Raw genomic sequence first — 16639 nt, forward strand, 5'->3', positions numbered from 1 at the left:
CGCGGCGGACGGCCGGGCGGTTCGGAGCCGGGCCGAGCGCCCGGGCCGCGCGGGACCGACGGCCGACACGCGCCCGGAAACGGAGAAGCCCCCGGCCGGTGGCCGGGGGCTTCTCGCTGGTGCGCTCAGCAGGATTCGAACCTGCAACCTCTTGATCCGTAGTCAAGTGCTCTATCCGTTGAGCTATGAGCGCAAGTGCCGGGCGGAACCCGGTCTTGCGAAGGTTTGGTGCGCTCAGCAGGATTCGAACCTGCAACCTCTTGATCCGTAGTCAAGTGCTCTATCCGTTGAGCTATGAGCGCTCGCCCTGGTGAACGTGCCAGCGGGGCGTTGCGGGGACAACATTACATGACCTGCGACGCGGGGCGAAATCGATTGATCCGGGCCCCGGAACGACCGGGCGGCGGCCCGATCCCCCGGCCCTCCGCGACCGGGCGCGCTCGGCGTCCGGCCCGGCCCCGACCGGGCCCCGGACATGCGAGAAGCCCCGCCGACGTGATCGTCGACGGGGCTCCCGACTGGCGGAGGCTGAGGGATTTGAACCCTCGATGGGCTTTAAGACCCAAACCGCATTAGCAGTGCGGCGCCATAGACCGGACTAGGCGAAGCCTCCCCACATGGATCGCGCCCGCGTGGCGGACTCGCTCCGTGTGCCAGTGATGATGCCACAACCCGAGGGCCCGGCACCAACCACCGCCAACGTTACTAGGCGGGTCGTCCCCGCCGCAAAGAAGAATGAGATACTGCCTTCTCCGGAGGAGCTGCCCTGAGCCGAGGAGACCTGTCGACGTGAGCAGCAGGCCGATCCGAGGCGCTGCTCGCCTCGCCGCCATACTCGACGCCCTGCCCGACGCGTTGTTGCTGGTGAACAGCAACGGCACGGTCGTCGATGCCAACAGCGCAGCGGTCCAGGCGCTCCAGACACCCGGCACCTCACTGGTCGGCATGGGCGTACTGGACCTGCTGCCGGAGTTCGACCCGAGCCGGATCCCCGGCTCGATGCGGCCGAAACCGCGCGAGGACGACGCCCTCGACCGCCCGGTCCGGATGACCGCCCGCCGTACCGACGGCAGCACGTTCCCGGTCGAGGTCTCGGGCAACGACTTCGCCGACGACGGCGCGAGCGAGGGGCGGGGCTACGCGCTCTCCCCGCTCGTCCCCTACGACCCGTACCGCGAGGGCTCCCGGCCCTCCGGCAGCGACCTGCTCCTGCTGCTGGTCCGCGACCTCTCCAGCCGGCTCGGCGTCGAGGCGGAGCTGCGCCGTCAGCACAAGCAGACCGAGATGATCCTGCGGGCCGCCGCCGAGGGCGTGCTGGGCGTGGACCTCGAAGGCCGCTGCGTGCTGGTCAACCCGGCTGCCGCGCACATCCTGGAGTACCGGGCGAGCGAGCTGGGCGGGCGCGAGCTGCACCCGCTGATCCAGCACTCCCGGGCCGACGGCACCCCGCTGGCGCTGGAGGAGTCCGCGCTGCTGGACACCCTGACCTCCGGGCGCAAGCACCGGGTGCGCGGCACCGTGCTCTGGCGCAAGGACGGCCGTCCGGTCACCGTCGACCTCACCACCGCCCCGGTGCGCGACGGCGACCAGCTCGTCGGCGCGGTGATGACCTTCACCGACCGCAGCCGCGAGCTGGCCCTCGTCGCCCGCAACGAACACCTCACCGCCGTCCTGGAGAGCGAGCTGGGCGGCGCCCTGACCGCGCTGCACCGGCGGATCGACGCGCTCGCCGCCGACCCGGCCGGCCAGCTCTGGCCGGAGGCCAACTGGACGCTGCGACGGCTGGCCGACGAGTGCCGGCGGTTCGGCAAGCTGATCGACGGCGTCCTGGCCCACCAGCGCTCCGAGGCCGAGAACGCGGCCGGCGGCCCGGCCGACGACAAGGACGGCGCGAAGCCCGCCGCCGACCGGGTGCCGGTCGGCCTGGACAAGGTGATCCGCAAGGCCGTCGAGCACGCGGGCGAGCTGGTCGGCGCGGGTCGGGTGCGGTTCTCCGTGCACGCCGCCGCCGTCGAGGTGATCGCCGACCGGGAGCGGCTCGCCCAGGCGCTGGCCCACCTGGTCGCCGACGTCAGCGGGGTGGCGCTCTCGCTCGACGCCCCGCCCGCCGTCGGCTCCCCCGGACTGAACCCCGCCGGGACGGCCGCGCCGGCCCCGGCCGACGGCGACGCCCCGATGGTGGTGCTCGCGGCCGCCCAGCGCGGCGACGTCGCCCGGGTGGAGATCCGCGGCCCCGGACGCGGCGGCAGCCCCGTCCACCTGCCGATAGCCCGCACGGTGGTCGAGCGCCACGGCGGCGTGCTCCAGCCGCACGAGCTGCCCGGCAAGGCCGGCACCACGTACGTCGTCGAGCTGCCGCTGGACCCGGTCGCGGCGAAGGCCGCCGCCGAACGCGCCTCGGCCGAGGGCCGGTCGGACCGGCCCAAGGAGGGCGACAGCGCGGTGCTGCCCGACCTGCCGGGCATCCCGCAGCTGCCCGCGGCCCGGCGCCCCGAGGACGACACCGAGAAGGCAGCGGCCGACGGCCCGGCACCCGCCGGGGCGTCCGACCCGGCCCCCGGACCGGAGCAGGCCGTGAACGAGGAGCCGGCGCAGCCGCCGGTGGCCGAGCGGCGCGGGCGCCGGGGCCGGCCGGCGGCCGAACCCGAGGCCGTGCCCGAGGCCGACGCGGCGGCCGCCGCCGACCGTTGGCCGAACGCCCCGGCACGGGTCGAGCGGGCCGTCCCCGAGCAGTGGAACGGCACCGGCAACGACCCCGCCTACGGGCGCCAGGGCGTGGGCGCCACCACCGCCCAGCCGAGCGACCCGTGGGGCAAGGACGACGGCCGGTCCGGCACGGCGTACGCGGTGCCGGTCGACGGCCTCCCGGAGGAGCCCGCCGCGGCCGCTCCGGCGGCGCCGCGCGGCCCGTTCGCGCTCGGGCCCGGCACCGCACCCGCCGACCCCGCCCCTCCGGCTCCGGCCGACACCCCCGCCGCCGGTACGCCGGCCGGCGGCACCCCGGCGACCGGCGTACCGGTCGGCCCGGCCGAGGGCGTTCCGGCCGAGGGCATTCCGGCCGGAGCCGAGGCCTTCGGCCGGCCAGGCGCGGAGGGCGACGGCGCGGAGGCGCCGAAGCCGTCCCGGCGGCGCCGCGCGCTGCCGGCCAACGAGGACTCGTCGGGCGGGTTCGCGCTGCCCGGCATGCCCGAGTCCGCCCCGGTCTACCCCGGGCTGGAGCACGCGCTGCCCGCCGGTCCCGCGCCGGCCCCGCCCCAGCCGCCCGCCGCCCCACCCACCGGCCGGCGCCGCCGGCTGGCCGTTCCGCCCGGCCCCGACACCGACACCGAGGCGCGGGAGGCCGCCGCGCAGCCGCCGTCGGCGCACGGATCGGCCGAGGGCGCTCCCGGCGCCCTGGAGCTCGCCCGGCCCGCGCTGCCCGCCGCCGGCTCGGACGGACCGGCCACGACCGGCCCGGACGGCCCGCAGCCGGTCGGCACCGGCCTGGCCGAGCTCGCTCCGCCACGCCCGCTCGGCGCCCCCGGTGCTCCGGGCGGCTCCGGTACGGGCGTTCCGGCCGGAGCGGCCGAGGCCTTCCAGGCCGCCCCGGCGGCGCCGGCCGCCGCACCGCAGCTGCCCGCCGCGCCCGAGGCCAGGACGGCGCCGCGCCCGATGGCCGAACTGCCCGCCGCCGGTCACGACGACCCCGTCGAGCACCCCGCACGCCCCGTCCCGGCCGGGGACGGCGGCCCGCGCCGGCTGCTGGTCTGGCCAGAGCCCGACCCGGCCACCCGGCAGGCCCTCCAGGACCGCGGCTACCGGCCGGTGATCGTCCGCTCCCGCGAGGAGGTGGACGCCCAGATCGCCGGCTTCCCCGCCGCGCTCTTCGTCGACCCGCTGACCGGCCCGATCACCCGGACCGCCCTGCAGTCGCTGCGCACCGCCGCCCTCAACAGCAGGGTCCCGGTCCTGGTCACCGCGGGCCTCGGCCAGGCCACCCGGGACGCCGCGTACGGCGCCGACCCCGCCGTGCTGCTGCGCGCCCTCGCCCCCCGGGACGGCGAGAACCACGCCCCCCGGGTGCTGCTGGTCGAGGGCGATCCGGACATCGCCGCCGCCATGATCAGCAGCCTGGAGCGGCGCGGCATGCACGTCGAGCACGCGGTGGACGAGACCGACGCCGTCGCCCGCGCCAGCAGCGTGCAGCCGAACCTGGTGGTGATGGACCTCTTCCAGATCCGCCGCCGCCGGGTCGGCCTGCTGGACTGGCTGCGCACCAACGACCGGCTGCACCGCACCCCGCTGGTCGTCTACACCTCGGTCGACCTCGACCCGCGCGAACTGCCCCGGCTGCGCACCGGCGAGACGGTGCTGTTCCTCGCCGAGCGCTCCACCAGTGCCGACGTCCAGTCCCGGATCGTCGACCTGCTCGGGCGGATCGGCGCGATGGGCGAGGCGGGCGTCGCGGCCGCCGGCTGACACGACCGGGGGCCGGCCACCCGTGGTGGCCGGCCCCCGGGCCCGGCTGTTCCCGCCGCTGTCCGCTACTCCTTGCCGAGCACCGTGACGTCCAGCTCGTCGGCCGCGTAGCCGGCCCGGATGACCTTCTTGTCGAACTTGCCGACCGAGGTCTTCGGCACCGCGTCGACGATCGCCCAGCGCTCCGGCAGCTGCCAGGAGGCGATCCGCTCGGCCAGGAACGCGCGCAGCTCCCGCAGTCCGGCCGTGGCGCCCGGCCGCAGCACCACGGTGGCCAGCGGGCGCTCGCCCCACTTCTCGTCCGGGACGGCGACCACGGCGGCCTCGGCCACCTCCGGGTGGGCCATCAGATGGTTCTCCAGGTCCACCGAGGAGATCCACTCGCCGCCGGACTTGATGACGTCCTTGGCGCGGTCGGTCAGGGTCAGGTAGCCGTCCGGGGTGATGGTGCCGACATCGCCGGTGCGCAGCCAGCCGTCCTCGGAGAACTTGTCGTCGGGGCGCTCCGGGTCGTGGCCGGCGCCGCCGTAGTACGCGCCGGCGATCCACGGCCCGCGCACCTCCAACTCGCCCGCCGAGACGCCGTCGTGCGGCATCCGCTCGCCGCCCGGACCGGTCAGCCGGGCCTCGACGGAGGCCGGGAAGACGCCCTGGGTGACCCGGTACGGCCACTCCTCCTCGGGGGTGAGGCCGCCGGGGGCCTGGGCGAAGGCGCCGAGCGGCGAGGTCTCGGTCATCCCCCAGGCGTGCACGACCCGGATGCCGTGCCGCTCATCGAAGGCCTTCATCAGGGCGGGCGGGCAGGCGGAGCCGCCGATGACCACCATGCGCAGGCTGGAGGTGTCGTAGTCGCCCGCGTCCAGCTCGTCGAGCAGACCGCTCCAGATCGTCGGCACCGCGGCGCTGACGGTGGGCCGCACCCGGGCGATCATCTCGGCCAGCGGCTTCGGCTGGAGGAAGCGGTCCGGCATCAGCATGCCGGCACCGGACATGAAGGCGCCGTGCGGGATGCCCCAGGCGTTGACGTGGAACATCGGGACGACCGGCAGCGCGATGTCGCGCGGGGTGAAGGCGAAGTTGTCGCCGGTGTTGACCTGGAGGGCGTGCAGGTAGACCGAGCGGTGGCTGTAGAGCACGCCCTTCGGGTCACCGGTGGTGCCGGAGGTGTAGCAGAGCACGGCTGCCTGGCGCTCGTCGATGTCGGTCCGCCACGGGAACGTGGTGGGCCGTCCGGCGATCAGGTCCTCGTAGTCGTGCACGGCGCCGGTGAAGCCGGCCAGCACGGACCGGTCGCCGGGGCCGCTGACCACGATGTGCTTGAGGGTGGGGGCGAGTTCCGGCAGGACGGCCGCCAACAGCGGGAGCACGGTGCCGTTGACGATGATCACGCGGTCGGCGGCGTGGTTGACGATGAACGACAGCTGGCCCGGCGGGAGCCGCAGGTTGAGCGTGTGCAGCACCGCTCCCATGGACGGCGCCGCGAGGTACGCCTCCAGGTGCTCGGCGTTGTTCCACATCAGCGTGGCCACCCGGTCGTCCCCGGTCACCCCGAGCTCGTCCCGCAGCGCGTGGGCGAGCCGCGCGGCGCGCGCGCCGACCTCCGCGTACGTCCGGACGACCGGGCCGGTGCCGTCCCAGGTCGTGACGGTCGACCGCCCGTGGATGGTCGACCCGTGCTCCAGGATCCTGGCGACGGTGAGCGGGATGTCCTGCATCGTGCTGAACACGGGTCCTCCTTGACCGGGCGGCACTGCGGCGGCGACTGCGACGGTCACCGGGCGGCTACTGGGCGGTAATAGCGGCAGTCGAGCCCGATTGTGCCTCTCCACCTGCCCGCTGTCAGCATTCCGGCGCCGTTGCACGGGTCACGGATTCGCCGCGTCGGCCGGGGGCGGGGCCTCGGGCCGCGTCGGCCGGGGGCGAGGTCCTCGGGCCGTGCCCGCCGCCCGTGACGCTACGGGGCCAGTCCGTCCCGCTCGAGCTCGCGGGCCAGGGCCGCCAGGTCGTCGAAGGTCCGCAGCAGGACGGCCCGCCGCTCCTCCTTGTGCCCGGGCGCGGGCTCCAGCCCGTCGATGCTCTGCTCCCAGACCGCCATGAAGTCCGCCTTCCAGCCCTCGATCGTGGCCGCGGCGGGCAGACCGGCGCCGACGTAGTGGCGGGAGGCGATCAGGTGGAGCAGTTCGAGGTTGCACGGGACGGCCGTGCCCCAGTACTCGTCCGCCTCCAGCTCGACCCGGTCACCGGCCATCGCCTGCTCGACCTCGCCGATCAGCCGGGCCGTGAACTCGCCGAGGTGATCGGCGGCCGCGTCGCTGTCGAAGTTGCCGCTGCCCCAGGTGCCCATGAGTCCTCCGTGATCGGGTCGATCGGTCAGCCCTGTTGTAGCGGGCCGCACTGACACTGCCGCGGCCGGTCGCACCGACAGCGGCACGCGATACTGGGCGGCATGAGCGACAGTCATGACGATCGCCGGGTACAGCCCGAGCCGGCCGGGTTCCGCGTGCCGTGCCCGTGCTGTTCCGACGGGGTGCGGACGCGGGCGCGGCTGGGCGTCCGGGCCGACCGCTCGGGTACCGGGCACATCCCGGAGACCTGCCGGGACTGCGACGGGCGCGGCTGGCTCTCCCTCGGCCTCCGGGACTGAGGCGCGCCCGCCGGCCCGAGCCGCGGAACCGCACCGGGTGGCCGGGCGGGGCCGGCGGGTGAGCCGTACCCGCGCGGGCGGGCGAGGGCAGCGACCGGTCAGACCTGCCGGTCGGGGCGGTACAGGCGGACGCAGACCCCGGGGTCCGGCAGGTAGGCCGGGTCCAGGACGTACCCCTGCTCGGCGGCGACCCGCAGGACGTGCTGGGCGCCCGCGCCGCGATAGGTCGCGAGGTTGACCCGGATCCGCCGGGGCGCCTCGGCGCCCTTGCCGTTGCCCGGGCAGACCTCGCGCGCGACGATGCGGCGGACGTGGCGGTCCCAGGCGGCGGCGCTGCCGGTGAACTCCGCCCGGAAGGCGCGCGGCCCGACCGCCCAGCGGGCGCCCCAGCGGTCCCAGTAGTCGGGCTCGGGGTGCTTCACCCAGAAGGCCAGCAGGCTGAGCACCCCGCAGACGGGGACGTAGGCGATCTGCAGCACGAGCATGAACGGCAGCAGGAACGCGGACCGGCCCGGCCGGGCGCCCCACGGCGTGCCCGGGGCGGCCGGCGGATCCTGCGGGCCGGGTGCGGACACCCGGGGCGGGGCGGGGTACCGGCGGCTCAGCCGGACACGCGCCAGGTCGCCGCCGGCGGGCACGCCCTGCCAGCCGTAGCGCTCCGCGAGCCGGACCACCCCGGCCGCGCCCAGGCCCCGGTAGAGGCGGACCGCCAGCTTGACCCCGACGGTGCGGCCGAAGTCGGCCCCGACGTCGCCGTCACCGGCGGCGTACCCCGCCTCGGCGAGCCGGATCCGGCGCTCCAGGATCGGGCCGACGTACCGCTCCCAGTCCTCCGGGCGGCCGGTGAGCTCGGCCTTGAGGCGGCGCGGTGGGACGAAGGTGCGGTTGACCTTCAGCCAGGAGTCGGACTCGGGGCCGGACGGGCCGCTGGCACCGGTCCAGAGCAGGATCGCGAACAGGGCGACCAGGGCGGCGATCCAGACCGGTGCGTAGATCCACTGGAGGGTGAACTGCAGCAGCACGGAGATCCGGCTGCGGCGCGGCCGGGGGCCGGGGAAGCCGCCGTCGAAGGACGCGGCGGCGGGTGCGGCGAGCCCGGCGGGCGCTGGTTGCGGTGGGAGCGGCTGGGCGTACGGGTTCGGCCCGGCGTACGGCTGGGGCTGGGGCTGGGGGTACGGCTGGGGCTGGGCGTACGGGTTCGGGCCGGTGTACGGGCCGCTCTGCGGGTACGGCCCTGGCGGTGGGATCGCGCCCTGCCCACCGGCTCCGGCGTAGTGCCCCTGACCCTCCGACATGCCCGTCCCCCTCCGTGCGGCCGATCGACGGGACACCCTATCCGGCCCGGGTGCCCGGCCCGTCAGCCCGCCAGCGGCGCGTCCACCTGGTTGCGGTCGACGGTGAGCGTGGCGCCGCCGTACGTCTCCGTCACGTTGCCCCGGTACTGGTGGACGCGCTGGCGGTCGGCCCAGAGGTCGGAGGTGAGGGCGCCACTGTCGGCGGTGTCCGCGTGGTCGTCCCAGCGGGCGTACCAGAGCGTGTCGGGCAGCGGGGAGCTGCCCGCGCGGGCGGCCGCGGCGAGGTCGGCGACGCCGGAGTCGAGGCTGGAGTAGAAGCCGGACCGGTAGCCGACCGCGTGCAGCCCCTGGGTCCAGCCGAGCGCGAAGTCGACGACGGCCTGGCCACAGGCCGGGTCCTGCATCGGGTACGCCTCGATGTCCAGGAACACCGGGCTGCCCTTGCCGAGTCCGACGGCCGTGAGGCTGCGGACCGCCTCGGCCGCTTCGGCCCGCCCCTGCTGGGCCGCGCGGGCCGGGTCGATCCGCTGCGGCTTGCCCTTGAGCTCACTGCACGGCGCCTGCAGCCCGACGTGGACGGGGAGGAAGCGCCAGCCCATCGCCCGCGCCTGGCGGACCCAGTCGGCGGTGAGCCCCGGCTGGGCGCAGCCGCGCTGGGACCCGCTGGTGTAGATGCCGACCGCGCCGTAGGGGGAGGTGCCGTGCCAGGCCCGGAGGGTGTCGAGCGGGGGTGCGGTGCAGGCGTCGAAGGCCGCGCCGCTGTAGAGGTCGCGGACCCGCTGGGCGGGCGGGCCGGACCGGTCGGGCAGGACGGTGGCCCGGATGCGGGGTGCCGCGGCGGCCACCGGAGCGGTCGCCCCGGCGCTCACGCCTGCCCCGTCGATCGCGAGCAGGAGCACGAGGGAGGCGGCGGCCAGGGCCGCGGGGCGGAGATAGCGCACCCCGCCTTGATACTGACGGGCCATCGGACGAATAGGGCAACCGCGCCGCACGCTCCGGCGAAGCTCACCCTTTCGGACGCACCCGTCCGCATCCGTCCGCATTTTGGTAACGAGCTTGCCCCCAAGTCACTCCTTACGGCAAACTCGCTACTATGCCCACGTCCCACACCGGCCAAACCACCTCCCCGACGCCGGCCGCCGCCGTCGCCGAGGCCCTTGCCATGCCGCCCGCCCCCAAGGGCGAGCCCGCCGGCGAGCGCGGTGGTTGGCGACGAGGCGGGGCCCCGGGCCAAGGGCTGTCACCGGGCAGGCGACCCGCCGAGCCGTCCGGCCGGCGGTACTCGAAGCTCGTGCGGCGCCCGGAGCGAATCCCGGCGCCGTTCCTGTGTCTGGCCGCGATGTTCCTGGTGCAGCTCGGCATCGCGCTGTCCAAGCCGCTCTTCGACCCGCTCGGGGTGAGCGGCACGACCTTCCTGCGGCTCGGGTTCGCGGCAGTGATCCTGCTCGCCGTCACCCGCCCCAGGCTGCGGGGCCGGCGGCCGCGCGACCTCGCCGCCGCCGGTCTGCTCGGGGTGGCGTCCGCCGGGATGACGCTGCTCTTCGCCGGAGCGATCGACCGGCTGCCGATGGGCACCGCCGCGACGATCGAGTTCCTCGGCCCGCTCGCGGTCGCGCTGATCTTCGCCCGCCGGGCCAGCCATCTGGTCTGGGCGCTGCTCGCGGCCGGCGGAGTGGCCCTGCTGACGCTGCTCGGCGAGGGCGGCGGCGGATCGTCGCTCGACCCGGTCGGCCTGGCCTACGCCTTCGGCGCGGCCGCCTGCTACGCGGCGTACATCCTGTTCACGGACAAGGTCGGCGCCGCGTTCCAGGGGTTCCAGGGGCTGGCGGTGTCGATGACGGTCGGCGCCCTGACCCTGGCGCCGTTCGGGCTCGGCCAGGCCTGGGACGGGCTGACCGCGCCCGGCGCCTCGCCGTTGACCCTGCTGCTCGCGGTGGCCGGGGTCTCGCTGCTGCTGCCGGTGATCCCGTACGCGCTGGAGATGACCGCGCTGCGACGGATGCCGCAGCGGGTGTTCAGCGTCCTGGTCAGCCTGGAGCCGGCGGTCAGCGCGCTGGTCGGGCTGGTGGTGCTGGGCCAGCTGCTCGGCGCGGTGCAGCTGGCCGGTATCGGCTGCGTGGTGGCCGCCAGCGTGGGGGCCACGCTCACCGGGCGGCGATGACGGGGGCGGAGTGACGGGGGGCGGAGTGACGGGGGCGGCGATGACGGGGGCGGAGTGACGGGGCAGCCTCCTGCACGGAGGGGGCCCCGTCGGGCAGCCGTTACGGCCAGAGCAGGGTCCGCGACCACTCCGGGGTTCGGACCGGGCCCGTCCGGGTGTAGCGCAGCCGGACGTGGCGGCGGTTGGCGTCGCCCTGCCAGTACTCCACCTCGTGCGCCCAGAGCGTGTAGACGGCATGCCCGGCCGCGACGGTGTCAGGAGTCGTCTCCAGCCGGCGGCGGGCGACCGCCTCCGCCTCGTCGTACTCGGCCAGCGAGGCCAGCGGCTCACTCTGCCGGCCGACCAGCGCACCGACCCGGGCGGCCGGGGAGCGGGTGGCGAACTCGGCGGCCGCGACCTGGTCGGCGGCCCGCTCGACCGTGCCGCGGACCCGGACCTGACGGCCCAGCGGCGGCCAGTAGAGGGTGAGCGCGGCGGCCGGGTGATCGGCGAGCTGGCGGCCCTTGGGGCTGTCCGCGGCGGCCGAGAAGACCCAGCCGGTGCCGGAGGCGTCGACATCGCGCAGCACCAGCACCCGGGCGTCCGGCAGACCGTCGGCGTCCACCGTGGAGAGCGTAGCCACCTGCGGGTCCAGCACACCGGCCGCGAGCGCGGTCGCCAGCCACTCGGCGAAGAGCAGGCCGGGCTCGGCCGGTGCCGACTCGGCGTCGAAGGACGGCAGCGGGCGGGCCATCGGCGGGCGGCCGAGCAACAGCTCGGGTACGGACCTGGGCGCGGGCCTCGACTCGGGCCTCGATTCCGATCCCGGGGCAGGCCTGGCCTCGCCCGGGCCGCTCAGGCCCTCCTCCTCCGCTGCCATCGCGCCCTTCCTTCCGGTTGCCGCGGACGCAGCCCCTCGCCGGCGGGGCCGTCGGGGCCCCGGGCGCGAGGTGCGCTGTCGGAGCGCAACCGTACCGCCGACGGGTGACCGCTCGGTGCGCGCCCTCGTCGGGAGCGGGCGTAGGGCCCGGCGCGAGCCGGCCGCAGGCGGCTTCCGGCGCGCGTGGGTGGCGGCCGCGCTCCGTCCGGGGCTCCGGGGCGCGGCGCTCCGGGCACGGCGCTCCGGGGCCGCGCCTTTCGGGGCCGCGCCTTCCGGGCTGGGTGCGTGAACGCACTCGTGGGCGGTGCCGATCGACGGCACCGCCCACGAGGCCGGTTTGCGGTGACCCTTTCCGCTACCCGGTTCCCTGCATCGAGGTGTCTCACTTCGAGCCCCACCGCGAGCGCTCGACCCACTCGCGGTCACCCACCTCCGGCGCCCCCGCCGGCGGTGGCACCCGTTCCCGTCAGTTGAAGACCGGTGCAAAGACGATGTTGAAGTTCTTGTTGGACTGACCGGCCAGGATGGTGCCCGAGTTGTCCTTCACCGCGAGGGTGTTGGCCTGGTTCGAGGCACCGGACCCGGTCGCCGTCTGCTGGGTGGACACGTAATTGCCGTCGACGGAGCCGAAGACGTTGCCCGTGCCGACGTTGGACACCACCCCACTGTTGGAACCGTCGTTGGCCAGCGCGCCGTTGTCGGCGGCGGCGGCGCCGGCGCCCGCCAGCAGCAGACCGGCCGCGAGCGGGGCCGCGACCAGAAGACCGGCCAGCCGGCGGTGGCGAGTGCGAACCATGAGAGCCTCCAAGAAAGCTGTAAATCGTGCATTGTGTGCGGGAGTTCGTCGGCCAGACGAACTCCTGCGGGCTGCGACGCCGAGAGACAGACTTCCGCAACAAATCGACAAAGCACCACCTAGCGCCCCCGTTTTCGCCCGTTAGCGTGATATCCAGGGCGACGGTGAATAACGAGCGCTCCAGCGGACAGTGCGCCGACACACCGGCACTCACCTGGTATTTCGCCCGAACGGTGGCGCCTGGCACGACGTTTGGGAGCGGCGCGCGGGGAGCACACGAAGAACCAGGCGCACCACCCTGGCGCACGACATAGGCGAACGCGCCCCCTTTGCGGAGAGCCACTCGACCTTGTCGATACATCCAGCCATCCTGCGACTATTCCACCATCCTACTTAGCCCATGGGAATGCGGCGGCCGAAGGCCCTGGAAAGACGCTCAGGGCTGATTATCAGACCGCCTTGCCGGGGTTGAGGATGCCCAGCGGATCGAAGACCGCCTTCAGCTGCTGCTGCAGTTCCAGCGCCACCGGCCCCAGCTCGCGTGCCAGCCACTCCCGCTTCAGCAGCCCGACCCCGTGCTCCCCGGTGATCGTGCCGCCCAACTCCAGTCCCAGCGCCATGATCTCGTCGAAGGAACGCTGCGCCCGGGCCGACTCCTCCGGATCGTCCGCGTCGAAGATGACGATCGGATGGGTGTTGCCGTCGCCCGCGTGGCTGACCACCCCGATGGTCAGCGCGTGCCGCTCGGCGATCGCGGCGACGCCGTTCAGCATCTCGGCCAGCCGCGAGCGCGGCACCGCCACGTCGTCGATCATCGTGGTCCCCAGCCGGTCCATCGCGGGCAGGGCCAGCCGGCGTGCCTGCAGCAGCAGTTCGGACTCCGCCTGGTCCTCGGCCGGCACCACCTCTGTCGCGCCCGCCGCCCGGCAGATCTCGCCCACCACCGCGAGCTCGGCCGCCGGGTCCGGCCCGTCGAAGGCCACCAGCAGCAGGGCCTGGGTCGACTCCGGCAGCCCCATCTGCCCCAGCTCGTTGACCGCCCGCACGGAGACCGTGTCCATCAGCTCCATCAGCGACGGCGTGAGGCCGCGCGCCATCACCTCGCAGACCGCCGCGCCCGCCGTGTCCGCGTTCGGGAACTCCGCGGCCAGCGCCAACTGCGGTGCCGGAGCGGGCCGCAACGCCACCACGGCGCCCACCACCACGCCCAGCGTGCCCTCCGAACCGACCAGCAGCCTGGTCAGGTCGTAGCCCGCCACCCCCTTGGTCGTCCGACGACCGGTGGACAGCAGCCGCCCGTCCGCCAGCACCACGTCGAGGCCCAGCACGTACTCACTGGTGACGCCGTACTTGACGCAGCAGAGCCCGCCCGCGCCGGTGCCGATGTTGCCCCCGATGGTGCAGGACTCCCAGCTGGACGGGTCCGGCGGGTAGGCCAGCCCCACCTCTCCGGCCGCCCTGGACAGTTCCGCGTTCACCACGCCCGGCTCCACCACCGCGATCCGGTTCACCGGATCGACCTCCAGGATGCGGTTCATCTTCACCATCGACAGCACGATGCAGCCGTCCACCGCGTTGGCCGCGCCGGAGAGCCCGGTCCGGGCGCCCTGCGGCACCACCGGTACGCGCAGCTCGGTGGCGGTCCGCAGGACGTGCTGCACCTGCTCGACCGTCTCCGGGAAGACCACCACGGCGGGGTTGCCGGCCGCGCAGAAGCCCGCCATGTCGTGGCTGTAGGCGGCCATCACGTCCGGGTCCACCACCAGGGCCCCACCCGGGAGTCCCGTCGCCAGTCGGTCCGTCAGATCACTCATCGCCGCCTCCGATCGCCGTCCGGCACACGCCGCCCCGGCCTCACGCCGCCGGTCGTACGCGGTCGCGCCGCACGCCGCCGAGTCGTGGGAGATCGAGCCGTACGCCGCCCATCGCCTCTGCCCGCACTCTGCCCCGCCACCGCACGACCGGCAAGTACGCCGCTCCGGCCCGCCCCTGTCCGGTTCTCGGCCCTCGGTCCACGAAGCGACGGCGCGGGCCGCGGCTCAGACCCGGCGCAGTGCGGGGGACGCCCAGGCCGCCAGCCCCGCCCCGCCGGCGGCGAGCGCGCAGAGCGTCGTCGGCCACCTGGCGCCGGCCACCTCGGCGAGGAGACCGAGCAGTCCGGTGGACAGCACCAGCGCCGCACTCTGGACCAGCGTCAACAGGGCCTGGACCCGACCGAGATGGCCGACCGGGGCACCGCGGAGCACCAGCGGTCCGAGGTGGCAGGCGAACAGCCCCGACCCCGCCCCGGCCAGCACGCTGCCCGCCACCGCCGTGGCCGGTGCGGACGCCCAGGCCAGCACCGCGGTCCCCACCGAGGCCACGCAGAGCCCGGCCGCCGCCCCGGCTCCTGCCCTGCGCAGGCCGCCCCGCCAGGAGACCAGCCCCGCCACCGCGAGCACGCCGGCCCCCTGTCCACCGGCGGACAGCCCGGCCGACCAGGCGCCCCAGCCGTGGGCCCGGGCGAGCAGCGGCGCGAGGAGCGGGACCACCGGCAGCAGCGCCCCGGCCGCGGCGCCGGTGAGCAGCAGCGCGGCGCGCAGCAGCGGATCCGCCAGGGCCAGCCGGACCCCGGCCGCCGCCTCAAGCAGCAGCCCCGGCGCGGACGGTCCGCGCCCCGCCGCCTCCCGGTCGGTCGGCCGCGCCGCCGCCGGCTCCACCGGCCGGATCCTCAGCAGCACCAGGAGGAGCACCCCGAAACTCGCCGCGTCCACCAGGGCCGCCCCCGGCAGGCCGCCCGCCGCGACCAGGACACCGCCGAGCGGTGCGCCCAGCAGGGCGGCGGTCTGCCCGCCGGCCTGCCGCAGCGCGAGGGCCCGCGGCAGCTGCGCCGCGCCCACCAGACGGCAGGGCATCGATCCGCTCGCCGGGAGGTAGAACGCGTCGACGGTGCCGATCACGGCAGCCGCCAGGAGCAGCAGCCGGAGCGGCGCGCCCCAGACAGCCGCGGCGGCCGCGAGGGCCAGGGCGGCGACCAGCATCACCGCGTCCCCGGCGAGCATCACCCGGCGGGCACCGAACCGGTCCGCCACCGCGCCGCCCAGCAGGACCAGGACGGTGCGGGGCAGCGTGATCGCGGTCAGCACCAGACCTGCCGCGCCCCCGCCGTGCGCGGAGGCCGCCCAGCCCAGGGCGAGGTACAGCGCGGCGTCGCCGAGCAGACCGGCCTGGGTCCCGGCCAGCCAGAGCAGGTACGGGCCCGGGAGCGCGGCCCGGGCGGGAGGGCCGGCGGGCCTGGTGCCGGTGTCCGTCGCGGGTGGGTCGGCGGGCGTGGTGCCGGTGTCGGTGGCGGGTGGGTCGGCGGGCGTGGTGCCGGTGTCCGTCGCGGGTGGGTCGGCGGGCGTGGTGCCGGTGTCGGTGGCGGGTGGGTCGGCGGGCGTGGTGCCGGTGTCCGTGGCGGGTGGGTCGGCGGGCGTGGTGCCGGTGTCGGTGGCCATGGCCGCCGACCGTAGGGGCCTCGACCAGGTCGAGGGCAAGGCCGCCGACGGCCCCGCCGCGCCCGCTCCCGCGCCTGCTCCCCCTCCCCTTCCCTCCGCGCCTGACTAGAGGCGGACCACCGGCTCCTGGAACTCCGTCACCCAGTCCGCCGGCGCGTCCGGGCACTCCAGGTACAGCTCCCGCGCGTAGCCCGTGGAGCGGTAGCCGTTCTCGTCGATGAACCGGGCCAGCGTCTGGAAGGCGCCCAGCGCGTCTTCCATCGACCCCCGGTGCACGATGGTCGCCGCCTCCGGAATCTCCGGCAGGTCGACCACCTCGAAGCCGTGCTCCGCAGCGCCGGAGACCGTCGCCCCGACCGGCACCGCCACCCGGATCAGCACCGCGCCGTCCCCCTCCGGGATGTCCTCGTAGCGGGCCACGGACGGCCCGGCCTCCGCCACTCCGGCCTCCGCCAGCCGTCGGCAGAGCTCCTGGAACAGCGGCCCGATCACCGGTCCGATGTCCTCCGGCTCGTAGCCGGCCGCGACGGCGGTCAGCTCCGCCACCCGGACCGACGGCACCCGCTTCACCACGACATCCTGTGCAGGCATGGTTCCCTCGCTCTCGATCGTCCGGAGCCTCGCCTCGACCCGGGCCAGCCGCTGGGCGTCCGCAGCCATCGCGGCGGCCAGTTCGGCCTGCCGCAGCCGCAGCATCCCGCGCAGCTCGGCCGCGTCCACTCGCTCGTCCAGGACGGCCCGCACCTGCTGCAGGGTGAAGCCGAGGTCCTTGAGGGCGATGACGCGGTTGAGCCGGGCGAGCTGAGCGGCCTCGTAGGAGCGGTAGCCGCTGACCGGGTCGACCCGGGCCGGGTGCAGCAGCCCGATCGCGTCGTAGTGGCGCAGCATCCGGACCGACACCCGGCCGTGCTTGGCGAAGTCTCCGATGTTGAACATGATGCCTCCAGTGC

12 protein-coding genes and 3 tRNA genes are annotated in these 16639 nt (G+C 75.4%); 3 read left to right on the forward strand and 12 right to left on the reverse strand.

Features of this window, described 5'->3' with window-relative positions:
- Window positions 1–117: 117 nt before the first annotated feature.
- The 3 genes from OG618_RS18685 to OG618_RS18695 form a co-directional block, all read right to left on the reverse strand.
- A tRNA-Arg gene (locus tag OG618_RS18685) sits at window positions 118–193 on the reverse strand.
- A gap of 33 nt (window positions 194–226) precedes the next feature.
- Window positions 227–302 (reverse strand) — tRNA-Arg (locus OG618_RS18690).
- Between the two features lie 217 nt (window positions 303–519).
- Window positions 520–613 (reverse strand) — tRNA-Ser (locus OG618_RS18695).
- Window positions 614–789: 176 nt separating this feature from the next.
- Here OG618_RS18695 and OG618_RS18700 point away from each other — a divergent pair.
- The gene (locus OG618_RS18700; RefSeq protein WP_329488658.1) at window positions 790–4458 is read left to right on the forward strand and encodes a hybrid sensor histidine kinase/response regulator; all 3669 of its coding nucleotides are present in this window, start codon (window positions 790–792) and stop codon (window positions 4456–4458) included.
- A gap of 65 nt (window positions 4459–4523) precedes the next feature.
- Here OG618_RS18700 and OG618_RS18705 read toward each other — a convergent pair whose 3' ends face one another.
- Both OG618_RS18705 and OG618_RS18710 read right to left on the reverse strand, forming a co-directional pair.
- The gene (locus OG618_RS18705) at window positions 4524–6185 is read right to left on the reverse strand and encodes a long-chain fatty acid--CoA ligase (protein WP_329488659.1); all 1662 of its coding nucleotides are present in this window, start codon (window positions 6183–6185) and stop codon (window positions 4524–4526) included.
- Window positions 6186–6412: 227 nt separating this feature from the next.
- A complete protein-coding gene (locus OG618_RS18710; RefSeq protein WP_329488660.1) occupies window positions 6413–6802 on the reverse strand; it encodes a DUF4259 domain-containing protein in 390 nt (129 codons plus the stop codon).
- A gap of 102 nt (window positions 6803–6904) precedes the next feature.
- Between OG618_RS18710 and OG618_RS18715 the strand changes: the two genes are divergently transcribed.
- Window positions 6905–7102 carry a hypothetical protein gene (locus OG618_RS18715; RefSeq protein ID WP_329488661.1) on the forward strand — a complete coding sequence of 66 codons (198 nt, stop codon included), beginning with the start codon at window positions 6905–6907 and terminating at the stop codon, window positions 7100–7102.
- A 98-nt stretch (window positions 7103–7200) separates the two neighbouring features.
- Here the strand turns inward: OG618_RS18715 and OG618_RS18720 are convergent, their stop codons facing one another.
- Complete coding sequence (locus tag OG618_RS18720; RefSeq protein ID WP_329488662.1) at window positions 7201–8397, reverse strand: hypothetical protein; 1197 nt, start codon at window positions 8395–8397, stop codon at window positions 7201–7203.
- Window positions 8398–8459: 62 nt separating this feature from the next.
- Window positions 8460–9338 (reverse strand): DUF1906 domain-containing protein, encoded by an 879-nt coding sequence (locus tag OG618_RS18725; RefSeq protein ID WP_329488663.1) that lies wholly within the window; start codon window positions 9336–9338, stop codon window positions 8460–8462.
- A 152-nt stretch (window positions 9339–9490) separates the two neighbouring features.
- Here OG618_RS18725 and OG618_RS18730 point away from each other — a divergent pair, with 152 nt between their 5' ends.
- Window positions 9491–10558 (forward strand): EamA family transporter, encoded by a 1068-nt coding sequence (locus OG618_RS18730; RefSeq protein ID WP_329488664.1) that lies wholly within the window; start codon window positions 9491–9493, stop codon window positions 10556–10558.
- A 100-nt stretch (window positions 10559–10658) separates the two neighbouring features.
- On the opposite strand, the gene OG618_RS18735 is transcribed toward OG618_RS18730, so the two are convergent.
- From OG618_RS18735 to OG618_RS18755, 5 genes are all read right to left on the reverse strand, one after another.
- The gene (locus OG618_RS18735) at window positions 10659–11417 is read right to left on the reverse strand and encodes a pyridoxine/pyridoxamine 5'-phosphate oxidase (protein ID WP_329488665.1); all 759 of its coding nucleotides are present in this window, start codon (window positions 11415–11417) and stop codon (window positions 10659–10661) included.
- A gap of 466 nt (window positions 11418–11883) precedes the next feature.
- Window positions 11884–12213: a hypothetical protein gene (locus OG618_RS18740; RefSeq protein WP_329488666.1), complete on the reverse strand. Its 330-nt coding sequence runs from the start codon at window positions 12211–12213 to the stop codon at window positions 11884–11886.
- A 449-nt stretch (window positions 12214–12662) separates the two neighbouring features.
- Window positions 12663–14027 (reverse strand): FAD-binding oxidoreductase, encoded by a 1365-nt coding sequence (locus OG618_RS18745; RefSeq protein WP_329488667.1) that lies wholly within the window; start codon window positions 14025–14027, stop codon window positions 12663–12665.
- Between the two features lie 225 nt (window positions 14028–14252).
- A complete protein-coding gene (locus OG618_RS18750) occupies window positions 14253–15689 on the reverse strand; it encodes an MFS transporter (protein WP_329488668.1) in 1437 nt (478 codons plus the stop codon).
- 105 nt (window positions 15690–15794) lie between these two features.
- A complete protein-coding gene (locus OG618_RS18755; protein WP_329488669.1) occupies window positions 15795–16625 on the reverse strand; it encodes a MerR family transcriptional regulator in 831 nt (276 codons plus the stop codon).
- Between the last annotated feature and the right edge of the window lie 14 nt (window positions 16626–16639).

The organism is Kitasatospora sp. NBC_01246 (genome assembly GCF_036226505.1).
GTDB lineage: Bacteria > Actinomycetota > Actinomycetes > Streptomycetales > Streptomycetaceae > Kitasatospora.

Coding starts and splice junctions, on each gene's coding strand:
- OG618_RS18750 (WP_329488668.1), bottom strand. CDS start 15,689: ATGGCCACCGACACCGGCACCACGCCCGCCGACCCACCCGCCACGGAC.
- OG618_RS18755 (WP_329488669.1), bottom strand. CDS start 16,625: ATGTTCAACATCGGAGACTTCGCCAAGCACGGCCGGGTGTCGGTCCGG.
- OG618_RS18710 (WP_329488660.1), bottom strand. CDS start 6,802: ATGGGCACCTGGGGCAGCGGCAACTTCGACAGCGACGCGGCCGCCGAT.
- OG618_RS18730 (WP_329488664.1), top strand. CDS start 9,491: ATGCCCACGTCCCACACCGGCCAAACCACCTCCCCGACGCCGGCCGCC.
- OG618_RS18740 (WP_329488666.1), bottom strand. CDS start 12,213: ATGGTTCGCACTCGCCACCGCCGGCTGGCCGGTCTTCTGGTCGCGGCC.
- OG618_RS18715 (WP_329488661.1), top strand. CDS start 6,905: ATGAGCGACAGTCATGACGATCGCCGGGTACAGCCCGAGCCGGCCGGG.
- OG618_RS18720 (WP_329488662.1), bottom strand. CDS start 8,397: ATGTCGGAGGGTCAGGGGCACTACGCCGGAGCCGGTGGGCAGGGCGCG.
- OG618_RS18735 (WP_329488665.1), bottom strand. CDS start 11,417: ATGGCAGCGGAGGAGGAGGGCCTGAGCGGCCCGGGCGAGGCCAGGCCT.
- OG618_RS18745 (WP_329488667.1), bottom strand. CDS start 14,027: ATGAGTGATCTGACGGACCGACTGGCGACGGGACTCCCGGGTGGGGCC.